Source organism: Rhizobium sp. ZW T2_16, assembly GCF_044987325.1.
GTDB classification, from domain to species: Bacteria; Pseudomonadota; Alphaproteobacteria; order Rhizobiales; family Rhizobiaceae; genus Neorhizobium; species Neorhizobium cellulosilyticum.
On the sequence record NZ_JBJDRG010000005.1, the window covers coordinates 320,386 to 338,866 of the forward strand.

At 58.6% G+C, this 18,481-nt stretch carries 16 protein-coding genes and 1 rRNA gene; 8 read left to right on the top strand and 9 right to left on the bottom strand.

Translation table 11 applies throughout. The features are described from left to right. Positions 1-52: 52 nt before the first annotated feature. Both ACI3K0_RS16230 and ACI3K0_RS16235 read left to right on the top strand, forming a co-directional pair. On the top strand, positions 53-916 hold the full coding sequence (locus ACI3K0_RS16230; RefSeq protein ID WP_148145012.1) for a hypothetical protein: 864 nt from the start codon (positions 53-55) through the stop codon (positions 914-916). Positions 917-991: 75 nt separating this feature from the next. After that, on the top strand, positions 992-1,570 hold the full coding sequence (locus ACI3K0_RS16235; protein WP_148145011.1) for a YceI family protein: 579 nt from the start codon (positions 992-994) through the stop codon (positions 1,568-1,570). A gap of 65 nt (positions 1,571-1,635) precedes the next feature. On the opposite strand, the gene ACI3K0_RS16240 is transcribed toward ACI3K0_RS16235, so the two are convergent. From ACI3K0_RS16240 to ACI3K0_RS16255, 4 genes are all read right to left on the bottom strand, one after another. Continuing rightward, the gene (locus ACI3K0_RS16240) at positions 1,636-3,012 is read right to left on the bottom strand and encodes an ATP-binding protein (protein WP_286195037.1); all 1,377 of its coding nucleotides are present in this window, start codon (positions 3,010-3,012) and stop codon (positions 1,636-1,638) included. Next, positions 3,009-3,671, bottom strand: coding sequence for a response regulator (locus tag ACI3K0_RS16245; RefSeq protein ID WP_148145010.1), 663 nt, complete (start codon positions 3,669-3,671; stop codon positions 3,009-3,011). Before ACI3K0_RS16245 ends, ACI3K0_RS16240 begins: the two co-directional genes overlap by 4 nt. Positions 3,672-3,766: 95 nt before the next feature. After that, the gene (locus ACI3K0_RS16250) at positions 3,767-4,234 is read right to left on the bottom strand and encodes a diacylglycerol kinase (RefSeq protein WP_148145009.1); all 468 of its coding nucleotides are present in this window, start codon (positions 4,232-4,234) and stop codon (positions 3,767-3,769) included. Beyond that, the gene (locus ACI3K0_RS16255; RefSeq protein WP_404945639.1) at positions 4,231-5,880 is read right to left on the bottom strand and encodes a phosphoethanolamine transferase; all 1,650 of its coding nucleotides are present in this window, start codon (positions 5,878-5,880) and stop codon (positions 4,231-4,233) included. The genes ACI3K0_RS16250 and ACI3K0_RS16255 overlap by 4 nt, the downstream gene beginning before the upstream one ends. A 422-nt stretch (positions 5,881-6,302) precedes the next feature. Here ACI3K0_RS16255 and ACI3K0_RS16260 point away from each other — a divergent pair, with 422 nt between their 5' ends. The 3 genes from ACI3K0_RS16260 (at position 6,303) to ACI3K0_RS16270 (ending at position 10,242) form a co-directional block, all read left to right on the top strand. Beyond that, the gene (locus ACI3K0_RS16260) at positions 6,303-7,337 is read left to right on the top strand and encodes an ABC transporter ATP-binding protein (RefSeq protein WP_404945640.1); all 1,035 of its coding nucleotides are present in this window, start codon (positions 6,303-6,305) and stop codon (positions 7,335-7,337) included. A gap of 183 nt (positions 7,338-7,520) precedes the next feature. After that, positions 7,521-8,498, top strand: a complete 978-nt coding sequence (locus ACI3K0_RS16265) for a Fe(3+) ABC transporter substrate-binding protein (RefSeq protein WP_404945650.1) — start codon at positions 7,521-7,523, stop codon at positions 8,496-8,498. A gap of 61 nt (positions 8,499-8,559) precedes the next feature. After that, entirely contained in the window at positions 8,560-10,242 is a 1,683-nt protein-coding gene (locus ACI3K0_RS16270) for an ABC transporter permease (RefSeq protein WP_404945641.1), read from the top strand. Between the two features lie 6 nt (positions 10,243-10,248). Here ACI3K0_RS16270 and ACI3K0_RS16275 read toward each other — a convergent pair whose 3' ends face one another. The 5 genes from ACI3K0_RS16275 to ACI3K0_RS16295 form a co-directional block, all read right to left on the bottom strand. Next, positions 10,249-11,166: an SMP-30/gluconolactonase/LRE family protein gene (locus tag ACI3K0_RS16275; protein ID WP_206828646.1), complete on the bottom strand. Its 918-nt coding sequence runs from the start codon at positions 11,164-11,166 to the stop codon at positions 10,249-10,251. A gap of 27 nt (positions 11,167-11,193) precedes the next feature. Continuing rightward, entirely contained in the window at positions 11,194-12,141 is a 948-nt protein-coding gene (locus ACI3K0_RS16280) for an ABC transporter permease (protein WP_148145004.1), read from the bottom strand. After that, positions 12,138-13,079: an ABC transporter permease gene (locus ACI3K0_RS16285; RefSeq protein WP_148145003.1), complete on the bottom strand. Its 942-nt coding sequence runs from the start codon at positions 13,077-13,079 to the stop codon at positions 12,138-12,140. Before ACI3K0_RS16285 ends, ACI3K0_RS16280 begins: the two co-directional genes overlap by 4 nt. After that, complete coding sequence (locus tag ACI3K0_RS16290) at positions 13,076-14,536, bottom strand: sugar ABC transporter ATP-binding protein (protein WP_404945642.1); 1,461 nt, start codon at positions 14,534-14,536, stop codon at positions 13,076-13,078. Before ACI3K0_RS16290 ends, ACI3K0_RS16285 begins: the two co-directional genes overlap by 4 nt. A gap of 87 nt (positions 14,537-14,623) precedes the next feature. Beyond that, a complete protein-coding gene (locus tag ACI3K0_RS16295) occupies positions 14,624-15,631 on the bottom strand; it encodes an ABC transporter substrate-binding protein (protein ID WP_404945643.1) in 1,008 nt (335 codons plus the stop codon). Between the two features lie 243 nt (positions 15,632-15,874). On the opposite strand from ACI3K0_RS16295, the gene ACI3K0_RS16300 reads away from it, so the two are divergent. The 3 genes from ACI3K0_RS16300 to ACI3K0_RS16310 all read left to right on the top strand — a co-directional run. Further along, complete coding sequence (locus tag ACI3K0_RS16300; RefSeq protein ID WP_404945644.1) at positions 15,875-17,119, top strand: GAF domain-containing sensor histidine kinase; 1,245 nt, start codon at positions 15,875-15,877, stop codon at positions 17,117-17,119. A gap of 2 nt (positions 17,120-17,121) precedes the next feature. Then, complete coding sequence (locus ACI3K0_RS16305; RefSeq protein WP_206828649.1) at positions 17,122-17,853, top strand: response regulator transcription factor; 732 nt, start codon at positions 17,122-17,124, stop codon at positions 17,851-17,853. Between the two features lie 565 nt (positions 17,854-18,418). After that, a 16S ribosomal RNA gene (locus ACI3K0_RS16310) occupies positions 18,419-18,481 on the top strand; the annotation flags it as partial.

Sequence of the window (18,481 nt, forward strand, 5' to 3'; positions counted from 1 at the left end):
CAAACCGCTCAAGACATTCTCTGAAATCGGCAAATATTCGGGATCGATACGCATGCTGACCCAAATTCTTCTGACTTCCGTCCTGTTGCCGCTTGTTCTCGGTGCGGTGATTGCACTGGCCGGCAAGGGTGCAACTTCTCGAGCCGTTCTGCTGACGGCACTGCTGATACCAGTTGCCGCTGCCATCGCGAGCGTTTCGATCGAAGGCCTTCCGCCATTCCCGCCGATTGCGGCGAAACAGAAGCTGCCCTTGTTGCTGGTTATCGGTGGCGTTGTCTTTGCAGTGCTTGGCGTTCTGTTGCGACAATTCGTGAACCGATGGATCGTGGCGCTGGTCGGCGTCGTCTCGCTTGCAGCTCCGGCATGGTGGCTCGGCAAGAACGTTCTCGCGGCCAATGCGACGAAAGCGGCGACGCTCGCCATCGTGCTCGTCATCGTCGCGATCGAGATTGCAGCCGTGTCGGGGCGGCAGGCCAAGCGGTCTTCTCCAGCCGCCTTGCCGGCTGCGCTGCTCGCAACCGCGATCGGAACGGCGCTCACCGCGATCATGGGCGGCTATATCGGCATGGCGCAGATGAACGGCGCGCTGGCCGCCCTGTTCGGTGGCTGGCTGCTGGTTCGCTACATTTCCTATATCCGAGGCGATGATGCAGCCTTCGTTCTTGGGAAATTTGCAGCACTTTCCTTCATCTGGACCGCTGCTATGGGCGCTACGATGACTGTGCTGCTGTCGCCGAGCGCTGCGCCGACTGCGCTTGTTCTTTCGGTTCTGCCTGTCGCCATCTTCGCGGTTCTCAACTGGCGAGAATTTGGTTTTGTGAACCGCGCGCGGTTCCTACAGCCGCTGATCATCGGCGCTCTGACCGCAATTCCTGCAATCGCTGCCATCCTTGTCGCCATGCTTGCCGGCGGTTGAGCTCAAAGTTTCACCAATCCGGCTTGCCGGACACCATCCCATCACGAACACCATCAACATATGTAAGGAAAAACCATGAAACGCCTAATTCTCACCACTGCCCTTGCCGGCATGTTCATGACCGGTGCGGTATTCGCAGCTGACAGCTATGAAGTCGATCCGACGCATGCATGGGTCGGCTTCAAGACGAGCCATGCCGGCTGGGCAAAGGCCCACGGCGCATTCAAGGCTGTTTCCGGCACCATCTCCTTCGACAAGGATGATGTCACCAAGAGCACGGTTGAAATCGCTCTCGAAGCTGCAAGCATCGACACAAATGACGAGAAGCGTAACACGCACCTGAAGAGCCCGGACTTCCTCAACGCCGAAGAATTCCCACAGGTCACCTTCAAGAGCACCTCGATTGAAAAGACCGGCGACAAGACCGCAAAGGTAACCGGTGACCTGACCCTGCTCGGCACGTCCAAGTCGGTAGTTCTCGACGTTACCTGGAATGGGGAATCCCCGCTGCCTTGGGATGCAAACACGATCAAGACCGGCTTTTCCGCGACCGGTTCGTTTAACGGCGTCGACTTCGGTATCACCAAGATGACCGATTTCGGTATCGGTCCGGAAATCGCGCTCGATATCGACGTCGAAGCCATCAAGAAGTAATCACAGCCTCACATGTTGAGCTGAAAATGGCGCGACCGGCCGAATATCCGGTCGCGCTTGTCGTTTTACGACAGAACGATCCTTGCCTCGAATCCGTCATCCCTGCCACTCGCGGGTGATAGCAGCACGAGATGGCCGTTCATCTGCCCGAGCAATCTTTCGACAATCGAGAGGCCAAGCCCTGACCCTGCGGCTTCCGTCTTGCCGCGGCTGAAGCGCCTGCGGATCGAGGCAAGTTCGGTTTCCGTCATTGCAGGTGCAGCATTGACGATGCGCACAGGCCCGCCGTCTTCGAGAAACACTTCGACCGGTTCTTCCGGTCTGCCATGTACCAGCGCGTTTTCGATCAGGTTTCGCAGGACAATGGCAAAGGCGTCTTCGCTGAACGGACCTGTCAGCTGCGCATCGGGTGCGCGATGGAATATCAGGCGCGAAGGGTTGGCCATGCCACGCCAGAAATCGGTCAAAACCATTTCCAATATGCGACCGAGATCAGCCGGTTTGTCGGCAATGCCTATACCCGCCTCGGCACGCGACAGCTGAAGCAGCTTTTCGGCAAGGTGGCTGAGACGTGTCAGCGATGCCTCGATCTGGCTTGCACGATGACGGCTGGAACTGTCGGTCAATTCGGCGATCAGCATCTGCGTTTGCGCCAGAGCGCCGGCGATCGGCGTGCGCAACTCGTGCGCGCTGTTGGAGGTGAACTCCCGCTCGGCATCGAGTGCTGTTCTGAGCCGCATCATCAGCAGGTTGACGGAAACTGCGATCGGCTGCAGTTCGCGCGGCAGGATGGACGCATCGATCGGCTCCATATTGCCGCCATCCTTGGTCTCGATTTCGCGGCGCAGTTCGCTGACCGGTTTCACGGCCCGGCGAACCACCAGCCAGATCATCATCCCACTGACCGGAATCAGCAGTATCAGAGGAAGAAACAGAGCGATTGCACCCTCTCTAACGGCCTCTTCGCGGTTCTCGAAGGCATCTGCAACCTGAACGAAGATTTTACGATCCTCGCTTGTCGCGGTGTAGAACTGATAGGTTGGGTCTTTCCAGAAACCTGCTTTTAACGGTGTTTCGAATGCCCGTTCGGGCGCGTCATGAGATCGGATCAACACACGGCCGGAAGGATCGCGTACCTGGTAGATCAGATATTCATGATCTCCGCTCGAGCTGGCTGTCTGCAGTTGTTGTGGTGCTGCACTTTGGGCGCTGTCGGAAGGGCCGCCCGCCATACCGCGATGTTCGAGGTCGTCGACGACCAGCGGCACGAGCCGTTCTGCGGTATCCTGAAGCGTGCCGTCAAAAATTTCGGCAAGCTCTTCTTCCATCACCACCAGGCCTAGTCCGACCGCCAGCAGCCAGAGGAAGGTCATGGCAAATGTCAGCGACAGGATCAGCCGCCGGGTCATGGACGGGCCGGTCGCCCGGCTGAAAAGGCTCATTGTTCGCGTCCCAGCCGGTAGCCGATACCGCGCAGCGTGGCGATGTGATCCCGACCGAGCTTTTTGCGCAGCCGGCTGACATAGACCTCGACGGTGTTGCTTTCGATTTCGGAACCGAAGGCGTAAAGGGCTTCCTCGATCTGAGGCTTGGACACCACGGCCCCCGGGCGCGCCGAAAGGCTGTCCAGCACCGCCCATTCGCGGCTGGATAGATCAATGACCTCGCCTCCAACTGTCACCCGGCGGGTTGCGGCGTCTATCTCTATGTCTCCGATGCGCACCAGAGACACCGGCCGGCCGCTGTAACGGCGGCTCACCGCCAGCATCCGCGCCGTCAGTTCACCGAGATTGAACGGCTTCACCAGATAGTCGTCTGCGCCGCTATTCAAGCCTTCGATACGGTCAGATATCTGGTCATGCGCCGTCAGAATGATCACCGGCGTGGTAACGCCTCGGGCGCGGAATTCCTTCAGAAGAGCAATCCCGCTGCCGTCGGGCAGGCGAAGGTCAAGCAGGATCAAGCCATAGCTCGTCGTTGCAAGCGCGCTTGTCGCCGTGTCGATCGTCTTCATCCAATCGACGGCATGATCGCCACTTGCAACATGATCGCGGACCGCTTCTCCAAGCGTTGCATCATCTTCAACCAGAAGAACCCTCAAACTGCCTGCTCCGTCCCATCGCGATATTATGTTATACCCACCGTTTAGCAGAGGAGGGGGATAAAATTCGAGAGGGGAAGGAGCTGCCTCCGCCATCATAGCAATATGAGTTTCGGGATTATGACGAAAGCGGCGGTCAGACCGTTCACGACAAGCAGGCAGAATACGGCAAAAGAGCCGAGATCCTTGGCATGCCGGCCGGTTTCGGACCATTCGGGCGAGATGCGGTCGATGATCTCTTCAATGGCCGTGTTGAGCGCTTCCGCCGCAAAAAGGCCCAGCATGACGATTGCCATCATCACGTAATCGGAGAAGCGCGCACCGACCGCGGCAAAAGCCGCGAATATTGCCACGCCGGCAATGATTTCGTGGCGGAATGCGGTTTCGCGCAGCAACCTCAAGGCACCATTCAGCGAATAGCCGAACGCTGCCTTGAGGTGCCGGCTGCCGGTCACTTTCTCGATGGGGGACGAGGGGCTGATGGAGACAGGCGGCAGTTCATCAGCTTTTTTTGTGACCGGCCTTCCGACCGTTCCGATGGGGGCATAATCGGGAACGGTCATGAGTTTGGTTTTCCTTCCGCCTTGCGGCACGTGCCGAGCACATCGAGATCGGGATTGTAGACCGAGGTCTTGACCGCCATGACGCCGAGCGCAGTGTGGAAGAGATTGTCGTGCGAGGCTTCGTTACCTGCTCGTTTCGAGACACAGGAAGCGTCGACCGAAGCTTTCATTTCGGTTCCCTGCCACAGAACGAAGGGGACATGGGTCTGCTGCGACGGGGCTATGATATAGGGCGCGCCGTGCAGGTACAGCCCGTTTTCGCCGAGCGACTCGCCGTGGTCGGACATGTAGATCATCGTGGGAGCGATCTTGTCTTCACGCGCTTTCAGGATGTCGATGACCGAGGCCAGGATATGGTCGGTGTAAAGAATGCTGTTATCGTAGGCATTGACGACTGCCTGGCGATCACAGATGCCGAGTTCGGCTGTGAGGCATTCCGGCGTGAAACGAGCAAATTCCTGCGTGTATCTCTGGTAATAGGCCGGGCCGTGACTGCCAAGCTGATGCAGAACCAGGACGCTGTCGCCCTTGAGATTTGCAAGCCAGCCGTCGAGTTCGGCGACCATGCCGTCATCGAGGCATTCGTGATCCTTGCAGTAACGCGGGTCGTTTGCATCCGAGAAGGACCGGTAAACGGTGCGGTCGGCGACACCTTTGCTGCCCGTATTGTCGTCCCACCATTCCGTCTTGATGCCGGCATGGCCAAGCACGTCGAGCAGGTTTTCGTTCGCAAGTCCGGCGCGATGGGAATAGCCGTGCCGTGTCAGGTTGGAGAACATGCAGGGCACCGAGACCGCAGTCGCCGTGCCGCAGCTTGAGGTTTGCGAGAAGTAGGTGATGTCGCGCTTCTTGAGTTCGGGATTGGTCTCGCGGTTATAACCACTAAGTGAAAAGTTTTCGGCGCGGGCGGTTTCTCCGGTCACGATGACCAGCACGCGTGGCTTGCCCGATGTCGGGAAGGAGGCAACTTTTGCATCGGTACCGAGTGGCTTTGCCACGATGTTCTTGTCCGCTTCACTGGCCAGTGTGAAGGCGACCGCACTGCCGATTGGCAGGAACGGGTTGAGTGTCATGATCATGTCTTTGTGCAGACGCGCGACAGAGGCGATGCTGCGCGCGCTGCTGACGCCACAGGCTAGCGCGACGAGGAGAAGCGGCACAATCGCGGCGAGATTCCAGCCAACCTTGGAAAAGAATTTGCGGTGCTCGACTCTAACCCAGCAGACCAAAAGCGCTGGAATCAGACCGAAAATCGACATGTGCAGCAGATAGGCCGCGGTAATCAGGTGGCCGGCTTCAGACGGGGTCGTCTGCGCCGCGTTGCGGATCATGTCGACATCGATGATGGTGCCGAACCGATCCATGAACCATGAGGCCGACGCGGCACTGACGATCATCAGGATCAGGACGGGTTTCAGAAGATATTTGACCGAGACTGCGATCGTGAAGGCGGCAAACAGGCAGGTTAAACCCAGAGCAAATGCTCCAAATGCCAAGTGGCTGTCGAAATAGCTATAGGCCCGCGTGAAGAACGTGCGGTTGGTAAAGGCAATCAGGTAGAGAGCCGCGAAGACGGCGAGAGTGACGCTGCCGATCTGCGGCCGGACGAAGCGGCGGGCAGGGCGGGACATGCTTAAAATGGACAAGGAGGAGGCTCCCGGCAGTTTCTGTTGCCGGCGAAATTGCATCCGATCCTGACTGTCACCTGAATGTTGAAAATCTTCTCCTGCGCGCGTCGCGTTCAGCCAGATGTCAGCTTCGCGTCGCATCTTGCGGCAATCGGAGTAGGAGTCGGCGTCTCGTGAATGCGTTTAAAACCCGTCCCGGCATGATCTATGTTGCTGTGCTCGTTCTAGTGGTTTGCTCAATTCCCCTGATGCATGAGGCGAAGCGTATTCACACACTTCAGAACTGGCCGACAGATGCCCAGTCGCATCGCGGTTTCCAGGGATAATGAATTAACAGGAACCGATGAGGCGATGTCGATTTCGCCTCATCGTGATTGTGGTGGTCTTCACTCTACCGGATCGCTATGGCAGTTTCCCGCGCCACAGGGGGCAGGAACGCCATGAAAAAAGATATCGCCGTAAAACTCGACAATGTCAGTCGCTCGTTCGGAACGATAGCAGCCGTCCGCGACATATCGATAGATATTCGAAAAGGGGAGGTTGTTTCGCTCGTCGGTCACTCGGGCTGTGGAAAGTCCACCCTGCTGCGCATCATTTCAGGCGTTGAAACCATCGATTCCGGCCAGGCCTTTCTCGATGGTCGCGAGGTTGACGGCCGGCATTTCGTCGAGCCGGAAACGCGCGGTGTTGGTTTCGTCTTCCAGGACTACGCACTTTTCCCGCATCTCAGCGTCCGCGATAACATTCTTTTCGGCCTGAAACGGCACTCACAGGCTCAGGCTAACGCCAATGCCGAGGATGTCATTCGGCGCATCGGGATCGAGCACCTGATGGAGCGCTTTCCGCACACGCTTTCAGGTGGTGAGCAGCAGCGTGTGGCGCTTGCAAGGGCGCTGGCGCCGAGGCCCGGCATCGTTCTCATGGATGAACCCTTCTCCAACCTCGATCAGGGCTTGCGTGGACAGGTGCGGGCCGAAACGTTGTCGCTTTTGAAATCGCTCGACACGACCGTCATCATGGTCACCCATGATCCGCAGGAAGCCCTTTCCACCGGTGACCGCGTGGTGTTGATGCGATCGGGCGAAATCGTGCAGGCAGGATCCGGCTATGATCTTTATGACCGGCCGACAAGCGCCTATGCGGCCGACTTTTTCTGCCTTTCGAACAAGGTTCCGGGGATCTGCAAAGGCGGCAGGATCGAGACTGCGATTGGCAGTTTCCAACTGAACCACAGGACAGCTGACGACGGAAAGGCAATCGTCCACATCCGGCCACAGGCAATTTCCATTTCGCTTGACCGGGGCGATCTTCCCGCACGCGTCAAGCAACGGGTCTTTCATGGAGAAACCGAACATATTCTGCTCGCGGTCGAGGGACTGGAGACACCGTTAAGAGCCATTGCTCTCGACCGCCTTCCGGAAGGCTCGGATACGGTCACGATTTCCATTGCTGCTGAGCGCGTGCTGGCATTTTGATGCGCTTACTGGTTGTTTTGGTGCCTTTTCGACGCGATAAAGTTTGCGTGATGGGTATCATCGGTTGAATTTTAAACTTGACCAATCAGGTCAAGAACTGCTGCAAGCGTTGCGTGTTCATTCCAAAGGGGGAGTATCATGAACCCGCACGCTTTCTTCACCTACACGCTTTTGGCCACTTCGATGTTCGTGGCTCCGTCGCTGGCATCTGCCGCCGAGATCAACGTCTACACGACGCGTGAACCGGCCCTGATCGCCCCGCTTCTGGAAGCCTATACCAAGTCGACCGGCACGAAGGTCAATACGGTATTCCTGAAGGATGGATTGGCTGAACGCGTCGCATCGGAAGGCGCAAGCTCGCCGGCCGATATCCTGATGGCGGTCGATGCCGGTAATCTCGTCGATCTCGCCGAAAAGGGCGTGACGCAGCCGATCGAATCCTCCGTTCTCAGCGGCGCCGTTCCGGCAGAACTGCGTGACGGCAAGGGCCATTGGTTCGGTCTTTCCTACCGTGCGCGCGTGCTTTACGCCGCCAAGGATCTCGACCTCGCCTCCTTCAACTACGAGGATCTGGCTGATCCGAAGTGGAAGGGCAAGGTCTGCATCCGCTCTGGCCAGCATCCCTACAATACCGCGCTTTTTGCCGATTACATCGCCCATTACGGCGCGGAAGAAACCGAAAAGTGGCTGACCGGTGTGAAGGCCAACCTGGCGCGCAAGGCTGCAGGTGGTGACCGCGACGCGGCCAAGGACATTCTCGGTGGCATTTGCGATATCGGCATCGCCAATTCCTACTATGTCGGCCTGATGAAATCCGGCAAGGGCGGCGAGGAACAGGTCAAGTGGGCCGAGGCGATCAAGGTCGTGCTGCCGACCTTCAAGAATGGTGGCACCCAGGTGAACATCAGCGGTGCGGCCATTGCCAAGAATTCGCCGAACAAGGCAGAGGCCGTGAAGTTCCTCGAATATCTCGTCTCCGACGAAGCCCAGAAGATCTATGCCGAGGCCAACTACGAATATCCGGTCAAGGCCGGCGTTGCTGCCGATCCGATCATCGCCGCATTCGGCGAGTTGAAGATCGACAACAAGCCGCTTTCCGAAATCGTCAGCCATCGCAAGCAGGCAAGCGAACTGGTCGACAAGGTCAGCTTCGACAATTAAGGAACGCGCGAGGCGCTCCGGTACTGGAGCGCCTCGCGTCTTTCATCTCATGGATATGTCTATGCCTGCCAGCAATCCGGTCGCCGAATCATCGGTCGTCAGCCATGCTGGCCGTTCGGGCAGAAACTGGCTTGCTGTTTCCGCCATCGCCGCGCTGATCGTCATCCTGCCGATCGCCGGTTTGGCCCTCGAAGCGCTGAAGGGATCGGCGGGTCTCTGGGCGCATCTTTTTTCCAGCATTCTGCCGGTGGCATTGGTCGATACGATTATCCTGCTTCTCGGAGTGGGGGTAGTTACCGCAGTGCTCGGGACCACGACCGCTTGGCTGGTAACCGCCTATGATTTTCCGGGACGGCGTGTTCTGGAATGGGCTTTCTTGCTGCCGCTTGCGGTGCCGACCTACATCATCGCCTATGCTTATCTCGATATCCTGCACCCGATCGGTTCGGTGCAGGGGGCTATCCGTTGGTTCCTGGGATATGAGACGCCACGGCAATTCCGCTTGCCCGACATCCGCTCCATGACGGGCTGTATCCTGCTGCTCGGCTTCGTACTCTACCCTTACGTCTACATTCCCACACGGGCGATGTTTCTCACGCAATCGGGCAATCTCGTCGATGCGGCCCGCACGCTGGGTGTGTCCCGTCGGGCGATCTTCTGGCGTGTTGCGCTGCCGCTGGCGCGGCCGGCTGTGGCGATCGGTGTCGCGCTTGCGCTGATGGAAACGCTCAACGATGTCGGGGCGGCCGAGTTTCTCGGTGTGCGGACCATGACGGTGTCGATCTACACGACCTGGATTACTCGCACCGATCTGCCCGGCGCCTCGCAGATTGCGCTCGCGCTTCTGCTGATCGTGGTTGCGCTGGTGGCGATCGAGCGGTGGGCGCGGCGCAAACAGCGTTACGCGACGGATGCCCGCCGCAGCCGCGGTCTGACACCTCAGAAAGTGCCTGCCGTGAAGGGCATATTGCTCTTTCTCGCGGGGGCTATGCCGGTCTTGCTCGGTTTCGCCGCTCCGGTGCTCTACCTCACCACCGAGGCCTGGAAACGTTATCAGTTCGCCGGCCTTTCCTCACGCCTTGTCGGCGAGGCGATCAGCACGCTTACCATCGCAATATTGGCAACGGTCGCAACCATTTCTCTCGGGCTTGTTGTCGCATATGCGACCCGTCTGCGTCCGGGCACGACTTCCGCCACGTTGCTTCGCATGTCGACTGTCGGTTATGCCGCACCGGGTACCGTTGTCGCGATCGGGGTACTGATCGTGCTGGCCGGCCTCGACCGGTTCATCGATCGCACCGCGCTTGACTGGTTCGGTGTCTCGACCGGGCTTTTGTTCATGGGATCGGGCGCGGCAGTGGTCTACGCACTTACCGTGCGGTTCCTGGCGATCTCTGCCGGCGGCATCGAGGCCGGCCTGTCGCGCATTCCGATGTCTTTCGATCACGCATCACGTACGCTCGGGCAATCGACGGCCGGCACGTTTCGGCATGTGCATTTGCCGTTGTCGAAGGCTGCGATCTCGGCGGCTGCCCTGCTTGTGTTCGTCGACTGCATCAAGGAGCTGCCGGCGACGCTTCTCCTGCGACCGCTCAATGTCGAAACCTTTGCAACTCATCTCTATGGCGAAGCGGCGCGCGGCACCTATGAAGAAGCTTCGATCGCGGCGCTTGCCATCGTCGCGATCAGTGTCTTGCCGGTCATTCTGCTTTCGAGAATAGGCGCATCCGGGCGAGGCGCGTAGCGCTTACTAACCGAGGGACATGCCGATCGTTGCCGTATAGACGGCATAAAGCGATCGGGTCGCGGTGATGAACAGGCGGTTGCGCCGCGGGCCGCCAAAGGTAACATTTGCTACCGTTTGGGGGATGAGGATCTTGCCGAGAAGCTTTCCATCCGGCCCGAAACAGTGCACGCCATCTCCGGCGCTGGTCCAGACATTGCCATAGACATCGACGCGGAACCCGTCCGGCAAACCGGTATCGATCGTGCAATACTCTCGGCTGTTCGTCAGCTTTCGGCCCTCTACTACGTCAAAGGCGCGGATGTGGCGTGGCCTGCCAGGATCATGGCTGGATGAAGAATCCGCCACATAAAGGATGGTTTCATCCGGCGAAAAGGCGAGGCCGTTCGGCTGGCCGAAATCGGTCACGGCGGCATCAATCTCGCCGGTTTGTGGATCTAGCCGATAGACGTTGCGGGTTTCCTGTTCCGGATCGGCGCGAAAACCCTCGTAATTCGACATGATGCCGTAGGTGGGATCGGTGAACCAGACGCTGCCGTCGGAGCGCACCACCACATCGTTGGGAGAATTAAGCCGCTTGCCCTGATAGCTGTCGGCAAGCACGGTGATCGAGCCGTCGATTTCGGTACGGGTGACTCGGCGAGTGCCGTGTTCACAGGTCACCAGTCGGCCCTGGCGGTCTCTGGTGTTGCCATTGGAAAAATTCGATGCGCTGCGAAAGACGGAAACATCGCCGCCTTCGACCCAGCGCAACATCCGTTCATTGGGATTGTCGCTCCAGATCAACGAGCCCTGATCGGCAAACCAGACCGGTCCTTCCGCCCAGCGGCATTCGGAATAAAGCTCGTCCAGTGGTGAGGTCGGAACGATCAGGAACCGGAAGCGATCATCGTGGATTTCATAGATGGATGAGGTCTGTGACATGGCATTGTGTCCGGTTTGATTGATCGACTAGCGAAGCGATTGCCGGCCGCCGGCAAGCAGTATGACGGCTATGATGATGAGGCCGGTGAGGATGAGGCGGAAACCGGCACCGAAGCCGTAGGTGTTGAGCATCGATACGACGAGGAACATAAACAGCGATGCGCCCCAGATGCCCGGGATGTTGGAATTCCCGCCCGCCACAGCAGTGCCGCCGATGACGACGACGGCGATCGACATCAGCAGATATTCCGAGCCCATGTTGAGCGCAGCACCTCCGGAAAAGCTCGCCAGCAGATAACCGCAGACGGAGGCGAGCACGGCGCAGAGCATGTAGGTGACAAGCCGCGTGCCATCGACCGGGATACCGGCCATGCGGGCCGCGAACGTGCTTTGCCCGATCGCCGAAATCCAGCGGCCATAGATGGATTTTTCCAGAAGCACCCAGGCGGCGATCGAAAGGATTAGTGCCACGAGCGCGACATTCGGGATGCCGAACAGGCTGGAGGTGGCGAAGTCGGCAAGCGTTTCAGGTGGTTTGATGCGCAGGCCGCGATTGCTCCAGATCGCCACCGACTGGACGATGAAGCTCATTGACAGCGTGGCGATGATCGGCGGTATGCGCAACGCCTTGATCAGCACATAATTGCCGATCCCGATGATCAGGCCGATGCCGATCGAGGCGAGCAATCCGACGACGATCATGCCATCCTGCACGTCCATCAGCTTCAGGGCAAGCGTGCCGGAGAGCGTCATTGTGGCGGGGACAGAAAGATCGATATTGCCCGGCCCGAGCGTGATGACGAACATCTGGCCGATACCGACGACGACCGAAAAGGCTGCGAAGGTAAGAGCTGCCTGAGACAGGCCGAAAGAACTTGCACCGCCGGTGAAGAGCACCGTGACGATCCAGACGGTGATCGTCGCGGCAAACGACCAGATCCACGGTTTTGCCATGAGAAGGTGATGCAGGGTCATTCGCTCTTCTCCCGCTTTTCCAGACGGTTGAGGGCAAGGCGCAGGGCGAGCACGACGATCAGGATCGCGCCTTGTGCGCCGATCTGCCAGTCCGGCGAAATGCGCATGAAGGACAGGAAAGAACCGGCGAGCGTCAGTGTCAGCGCCCCGATGACGGCGCCGATAGGCGAAACCTTGCCGCCGACGAACTGGCCCCCACCCAAAATGACACCGGCGATCGACAGCAGCGTATAGCGAAGCGCGATATTGGCATCGGCGGAGGTTGTGAGGCCGACCAGAGCGATGCCGGCAAGCACGGCGAAAAAGCCTGCCAGAGCATAGGTAGCGGCGCGCAGCCCGAGCACGGACCAGCCGGCGCGTTCCACCGAGCGATCATTGCCGCCGACACCGCGCATCAGCACGCCGAAGGACGAGCGCATAACGATACAGTGGGTGACTGCGGCAATCAGGATGCTGGCGACGATCGCCATCGGCACCAGCGGCGGCTTGGCTGTCATCAGCCAACGCGCCCAGGTCGGCGCGGTGCCGCCCGGCGAGGGGAGGATAAGGACGGCAAGTCCGCCCCAGACGAAACTCATCCCTAACGTAACCACAATGGAGGGCAGGTCGCGCACATAGATGACGACGCCGATCAGCGCATAGGCGGCAATAGCACCGAGAAAGATCAGGATGCCGAGCGCCGGCGATGATTGCAGGAACGTGGCGGAAACGCAGGCGCAGAAGCTCACGAATGTGCCCATCGACAGATCGAGATCGTTGACCGACATGATCAGCATCTGGGCTATGGTCGCGAGTGCGATCGGGACTGCGAGATTGAACAGAAGATTGAGCCCCGTATAGCTCATGGCGCGCGGCTGCATGTAGAAGACGGCGGCGAGCAGCAGCACCAGAGATGCAGCGGGGATGATCAGGCGGATCGTGCCGGAAGACAATTTCATGCCGCGTCTCCCTCGTGGAAGGAGGCAGCCAGCACGTTCTTCTCGGTGATCTCATCGCCGACAAGTTCTGCCGCGATCGCACCGTCGCGGAAAACGTAAACCCGGTCACAGAGGCGGATTTCGTCCATCTCTGTCGAATACCAGATGAAGGTGCGTCCGTTGGCAGCTTCCGAGCGGAGGATTTCATAGACCTCCTGCTTTGTGCCGATATCGACGCCGCGCATCGGATCATCCATCAGCACCGTGCTGGCCGTGGTCGCCAGAGCCCTGGCGAAAAGTACCTTCTGCTGGTTGCCGCCCGAGAGCGACAGGAGGCGGTTTTCCATATCCGGGGTGCGAATTTCTATCCGCTGTTTCCAGGAGGCCCCCAGTGTTTCTTCTCGCGCCCGGTCAACTATGCGGTTGGTCGAAAGCTGGCCAAGCGAAGCGATCGACAAGTTCTTGAGGATGCTCCACAGCGGGAATGTGCCGTTCAGGCTGCGGTCTCCGGCGACAAAGGCGATTTCGCGCTGCCTCTTCGGCCACCAGTTGCTGTTGCGATCGAGATAGAGGTCGAGCAACGCTTCTGTCTGGCCATGGCCACCGAGGCCGGCAAGGCCGATCATCTCGCCACGCCATGCCTGGAACGCAAGTCCATGCCCGCGGCGCGGCGGCATGGAAAGAACCGGCTCCCCGGTCCTGCTCGTGGCCGAACGCGAGAATTCCTGTTCGCGCACCACATTGCCCATCGCCTCGACAAGGCTGCGGGTCGAAAACTCGGATGCCATTCGGTCAGCCACCACACGGCCATCCTTCATCACCACGATGCGGTCGGAGGTGGAGAGAATTTCGCCGAGAATGTGCGAAATCAGCAGAACCGAACCACCTTCGCCGACGAATTTGCGGATATAGGCCATTAGTTGCGCCGCAAGCCCGGCGTCCAGCGAAGATGTCGGCTCGTCGAGAATGACGAGTTTGGGTCGCTGATCTATGCCGGCAAAGCTGATGGCGATCTCGACCATCTGTCGCTCGGCAATCGACAGATCATCGACCGTCGAGTCGCAATCGATCGAATGACCGGGGAATATGTCCTGCAACTGGCTCTCGACCAAGGCCAGCGCCCGCTTTCGCCAGGCCCATCCCTTGAGTTCCGCATGCATGATGCGGGCATTTTCGCCGACAGTCAGATTCGGGCACAGTGACAATTCCTGGAAGACGCAACGCACGCCGTTGGCACGGGCCGCCGATATGCCGTGAAATTCGCGGCCACTATAGGTGAGCGAACCGTCATGCGGTGTCAGCCCTCCATTGATGACATTGACGATGGTGGACTTACCGGCGCCGTTATGGCCGACCAGCCCGATACATTCTCCGGCATGGATCACGAGGTCTGCGCCATCGAGCGCCTTGACGGCGCCGAACTTCACACGGACGCCACGCGCTGCCACAACCTCTTCTCGCTTCAAGGTCTTGGTCATGCAATCGCTGTCGATTTTGATGTGTCGGACAATACCGGGACGCGTAGGGGTTGGGCGCCTTCGCGCCCCGGCACGCGGGAGGCGACGCTACTTGGCGTCGATCACCTTCTGGGCGTCTTCCAGCGAATATTCGACATTCGCCACGCCGCCCTTCTGGGTCGTCTTCAGATTTTCTTCCAGATTGGCCTGATCGATCCGAAGGAAGGGCACGACAAGGTCCTTCTTGACCTCCTTGCCGTCGAGGATCTGCTGCGCCACCCAGAATGCCAGCGTCGAGACGCCCGGAGCGATCGAGACCGACATGGTCTCGTAGCCGTCCTTGTCCTTCTGCTGCTTCCACCAGACGAGCTCGTCCTCACGGTTGCCCATGACTATGGTCGGCGTCGGGCGCTTGGCGGCGGCAAAGGCCTGGGCAGCACCATATCCGTCACCGCCCTGGGTGACGACGGCTGCCACTTCCGGCAGGCTCGGCAGGATGCCGGCGACAGCGCGCTGGGCAACGTCCTGCGCCCAGTCACCATTCACCGAACCGACGATCTTGAATTGCGAGTTCTTGGAGACGCCGGCTGCGATACCTGCATGGATCTCGTCATCGACCGAAACACCGGCGAGGCCGCGGATTTCGAGAAGATTGCCGCCCTTTGGCAGTTTCTTGGCGAGATAGTCGATCTGGCTTTCGCCCATCTTCTTGAAATCGACGGCGATGCGCCAGGCGCAGCGTTCCGTCACGATGCCATCGAAGGAAACGACGGTGATGCCGGCATCGCAGGCTTCCTTGATCGCACCGTTAAGCGCAGTCGGCGAGGCGGCGTTGACGACGATCGCGTCATAACCCTGCAATATCATGTTTTGGATTTGTGCCGCCTGCTCGGTCGCCTGATTCTCAGCGGTGGTGAACGGGTCGGCTGCCGCGACCACCCCCTTGGAGACGGCCTCCTTGGTGATCTTGTCCCAGCTTGTCAGCATCGCCTGACGCCAGGAATTGCCGGCATAATTGTTCGACAGCGCGATCTTTTTGGATGACGTATCGGCGAGTGCGGGTGCGCACAGGCATGCAAAGGCGACGGATGCCGCCAGCATCGTTCTGATGGTCATGATTTCCTCCCAAATAGCTCCCTGCATATCGTCCGGGCCGCTCCTCAACGGTAATCCGGAGATAATGATTGCCCTGAGCCCCTTTTGCTCAGTAAATCGAGGATGGAGGAGTTTCTTGACAAAGTACAGGCGCATCCAAGCAGGCTTTCTGCGGGTTTGCGCGCAAAATCTGCGGGTCCCCGCATGACAAGCTTAAAAAGCTCAAGCTTAATCGACGGCTGAAGGACTGGAGGAGGTCCGCCCATGCTCAATACGGCGCGTAACTCGCTGTTCGACCGCTATCTGGGGATTTCCCGGCTTCTGGCGGGACAGCTCGATTTCGATGCGATCATCAAGGCGGTGGCGGACGAGATCAGCCATATCATCCCGCATGATCATCTCGACGTCTGCATCAAGATGCTGGATGGAAAATACCATATTGCCTATGAGAGCGGACTTGATACCGCCTGGAGCCAGCACCCGCCGGCGCTTCTGACTGGAAGCCCTATTCGCACACTGCTTTCGGGCGAGGTAAATTTCCTGCTCTCAGGTGATGCGTGCACCGACCCGCGATTTCATTTCAAAGGCGCGTTTTCAAGCCCGATCATCGAGCTTTCGCTGCATAGCCGGTTGCATGTGCCGCTGAAGGTGCAGGGCGATGTGATCGGTGCGCTGAGCTGCTCCAGCCGGCAGAGCGATTGTTATAACCAGGAAGATGTCGAAAACGCCCGTGCCGTGGCCGATCTTCTGGCGCCCTATTTCTTTGCTTTGCGTGCGGCCGAGCAGGCGAAACGCTCCGCCGTCATCGAAACGGAAGCGCGCGCACGGGAAGAGGGCCTGCGTTTCGGGGTGCTGAAGCTGACGGAGGCACTGGAAGCAGAACGCCAGCGCATCGGCATGGATCTGCATGACCAAACGCTTGCTGATCTGACAAGGCTGACGCGCCGCATGGAGCGGCTGACCCATCTGCCTGCTGTCTCGGGCGACGCGTTGGAACCGCTATGTCGGGCGATGCAGCAATGCATGCATGACCTTCGCCAGATCATCGAGGAAGCCAAGCCCACGGTATTGCAGCTATTCGGTGTTGCGGAAGCAATCGAGAACCATCTGGAACGGTCGGTTCGGGAAAGCGGCCAGTCGATCCGATGGAAGATGATCGACGAAAGCGGTGGCAATCTTCGTGACCTCAATCCGACGGTGGCCGTCGCGCTGTTTCGTATCGTTCAGGAAGCGGTGAATAACGCCATTCGCCATGGGCAGTCCGAAAATATCATCGTGCACATCACAAAAAACTGTCACTCGCTTTCCATCGAGGTGGAAGACGATGGTCGCGGTCTTGCAGAGATCAAGGAAATGGCCGGGCACGGTATCGACAACATGAAGACCCGTGCCCGGCTGATTGCGGCCCGGCTCGAAATCGGCCGCAATCCGGCCTGTAACAGTGAGGGGGGCGGAACACGCATGCGGCTGACCCTTTCGACCGATCACGCTATCTTGGTGGAGGCTTGACGATGGACGTGCTGATTGTCGAGGACGACGCCCTTCACCGCACATTTCTCAACGAGGCGGTTCGTGCGGCATTGCCGGAATGCGGGCAGGTAATCGAGGCGGGAAATGGCCTGAAAGGCGAAGTACAGGCCCGGACATCGCGGGTCGAGCATGTCGTCATGGACCTGCAGATGAGCGAACGCAACGGGATCGAGGCCGCCCGCACGATCTGGCGCGAGCGACCGGATACCAAAATCCTCTTCTGGTCGAACTATTCCGACGAAGCCTATGTGCGTGGCGTGGCGCGGATCGTGCCGGAGGGCGCGATTTATGGCTATGTGCTGAAGTCGGCTTCGGAAGAACGGCTGAAACTTGCACTGCGCAGCGTTTTCGTTGAATCCCAGTGTGTGATCGATCGGGAAGTGCGCGGTCAGCAGAAGAGTTTTGGCAACTCCCCCGGCCTTACCGACGCCGAATACGAAATCCTTGTCGATGTGGCGCTGGGATTGACCGATAAGGCGATCGCCAAGCGAAAACATCTGTCACTGCGCAGCGTACAGAACCGCCTGCAGCAGCTTTACGAAAAGCTCGGTGTTTATGAGACGCCGGGGCAGGGAAATGAGGGCTGGTTCAATCTGCGTACGAGAGCGGTCGCGGTCGCTCTTTCACGCAAGGTTTTGAACGCCAGCGCCATTGAGAGGGCTGAACGGGACCTCAGGCAGTCCGCAGGGATCCAGGCCATGGGCGACAGTTAAGCGGAATGACGGTTCTCGCCGCGCTCTGTTGTTAGTCCGGTTGAGGTTTAAGAGGCAAAATCGCCCTGGTCGGCCTTGAAATCGAATAAATCTCGTAAAATCAGTATCATGCACGATTGTTTGCAGATTTATGAAAATAGCCAGTTGACGTTTTCGGGGGTGTGGGACTATAACCCGCTCACTGACGAGGGCGGCGGCGCTGCTAGCGACGAAGCTTCTCGTTCTAAAGAAAACCACTAAAGATTGGCATTTGCTGATTGGGACCGGGCTCCGGTTAGGTCTCGAAGAACTGATGTGTTTTGGTGTTTTTTGTGACGGTTTAGGCTTTCGGGTTATGGATCGTCGGTTATTTGACAATTGAATATGAGAAGAAAGAGAAACGTGGTCGGCGGGTTTTCGCGGACGGTTCTTGAGCTTTAGGGTTTAGGGACGGTCTGTTTAGAAGACAAAATGACGGTCACGTTTTGAATGAGAACGATGGAAACGAGCGCTGTGAAGCGTTTGGTGTACATATAAAAATGTTCTCGTCGATTCAGAACAAAGTGATTAGTCATGATTGAATTCTCAACTTGAGAGTTTGATCCTGGCTCAGAACGAACGCTGGCGGCAGGCTTAACACATGCAAGTC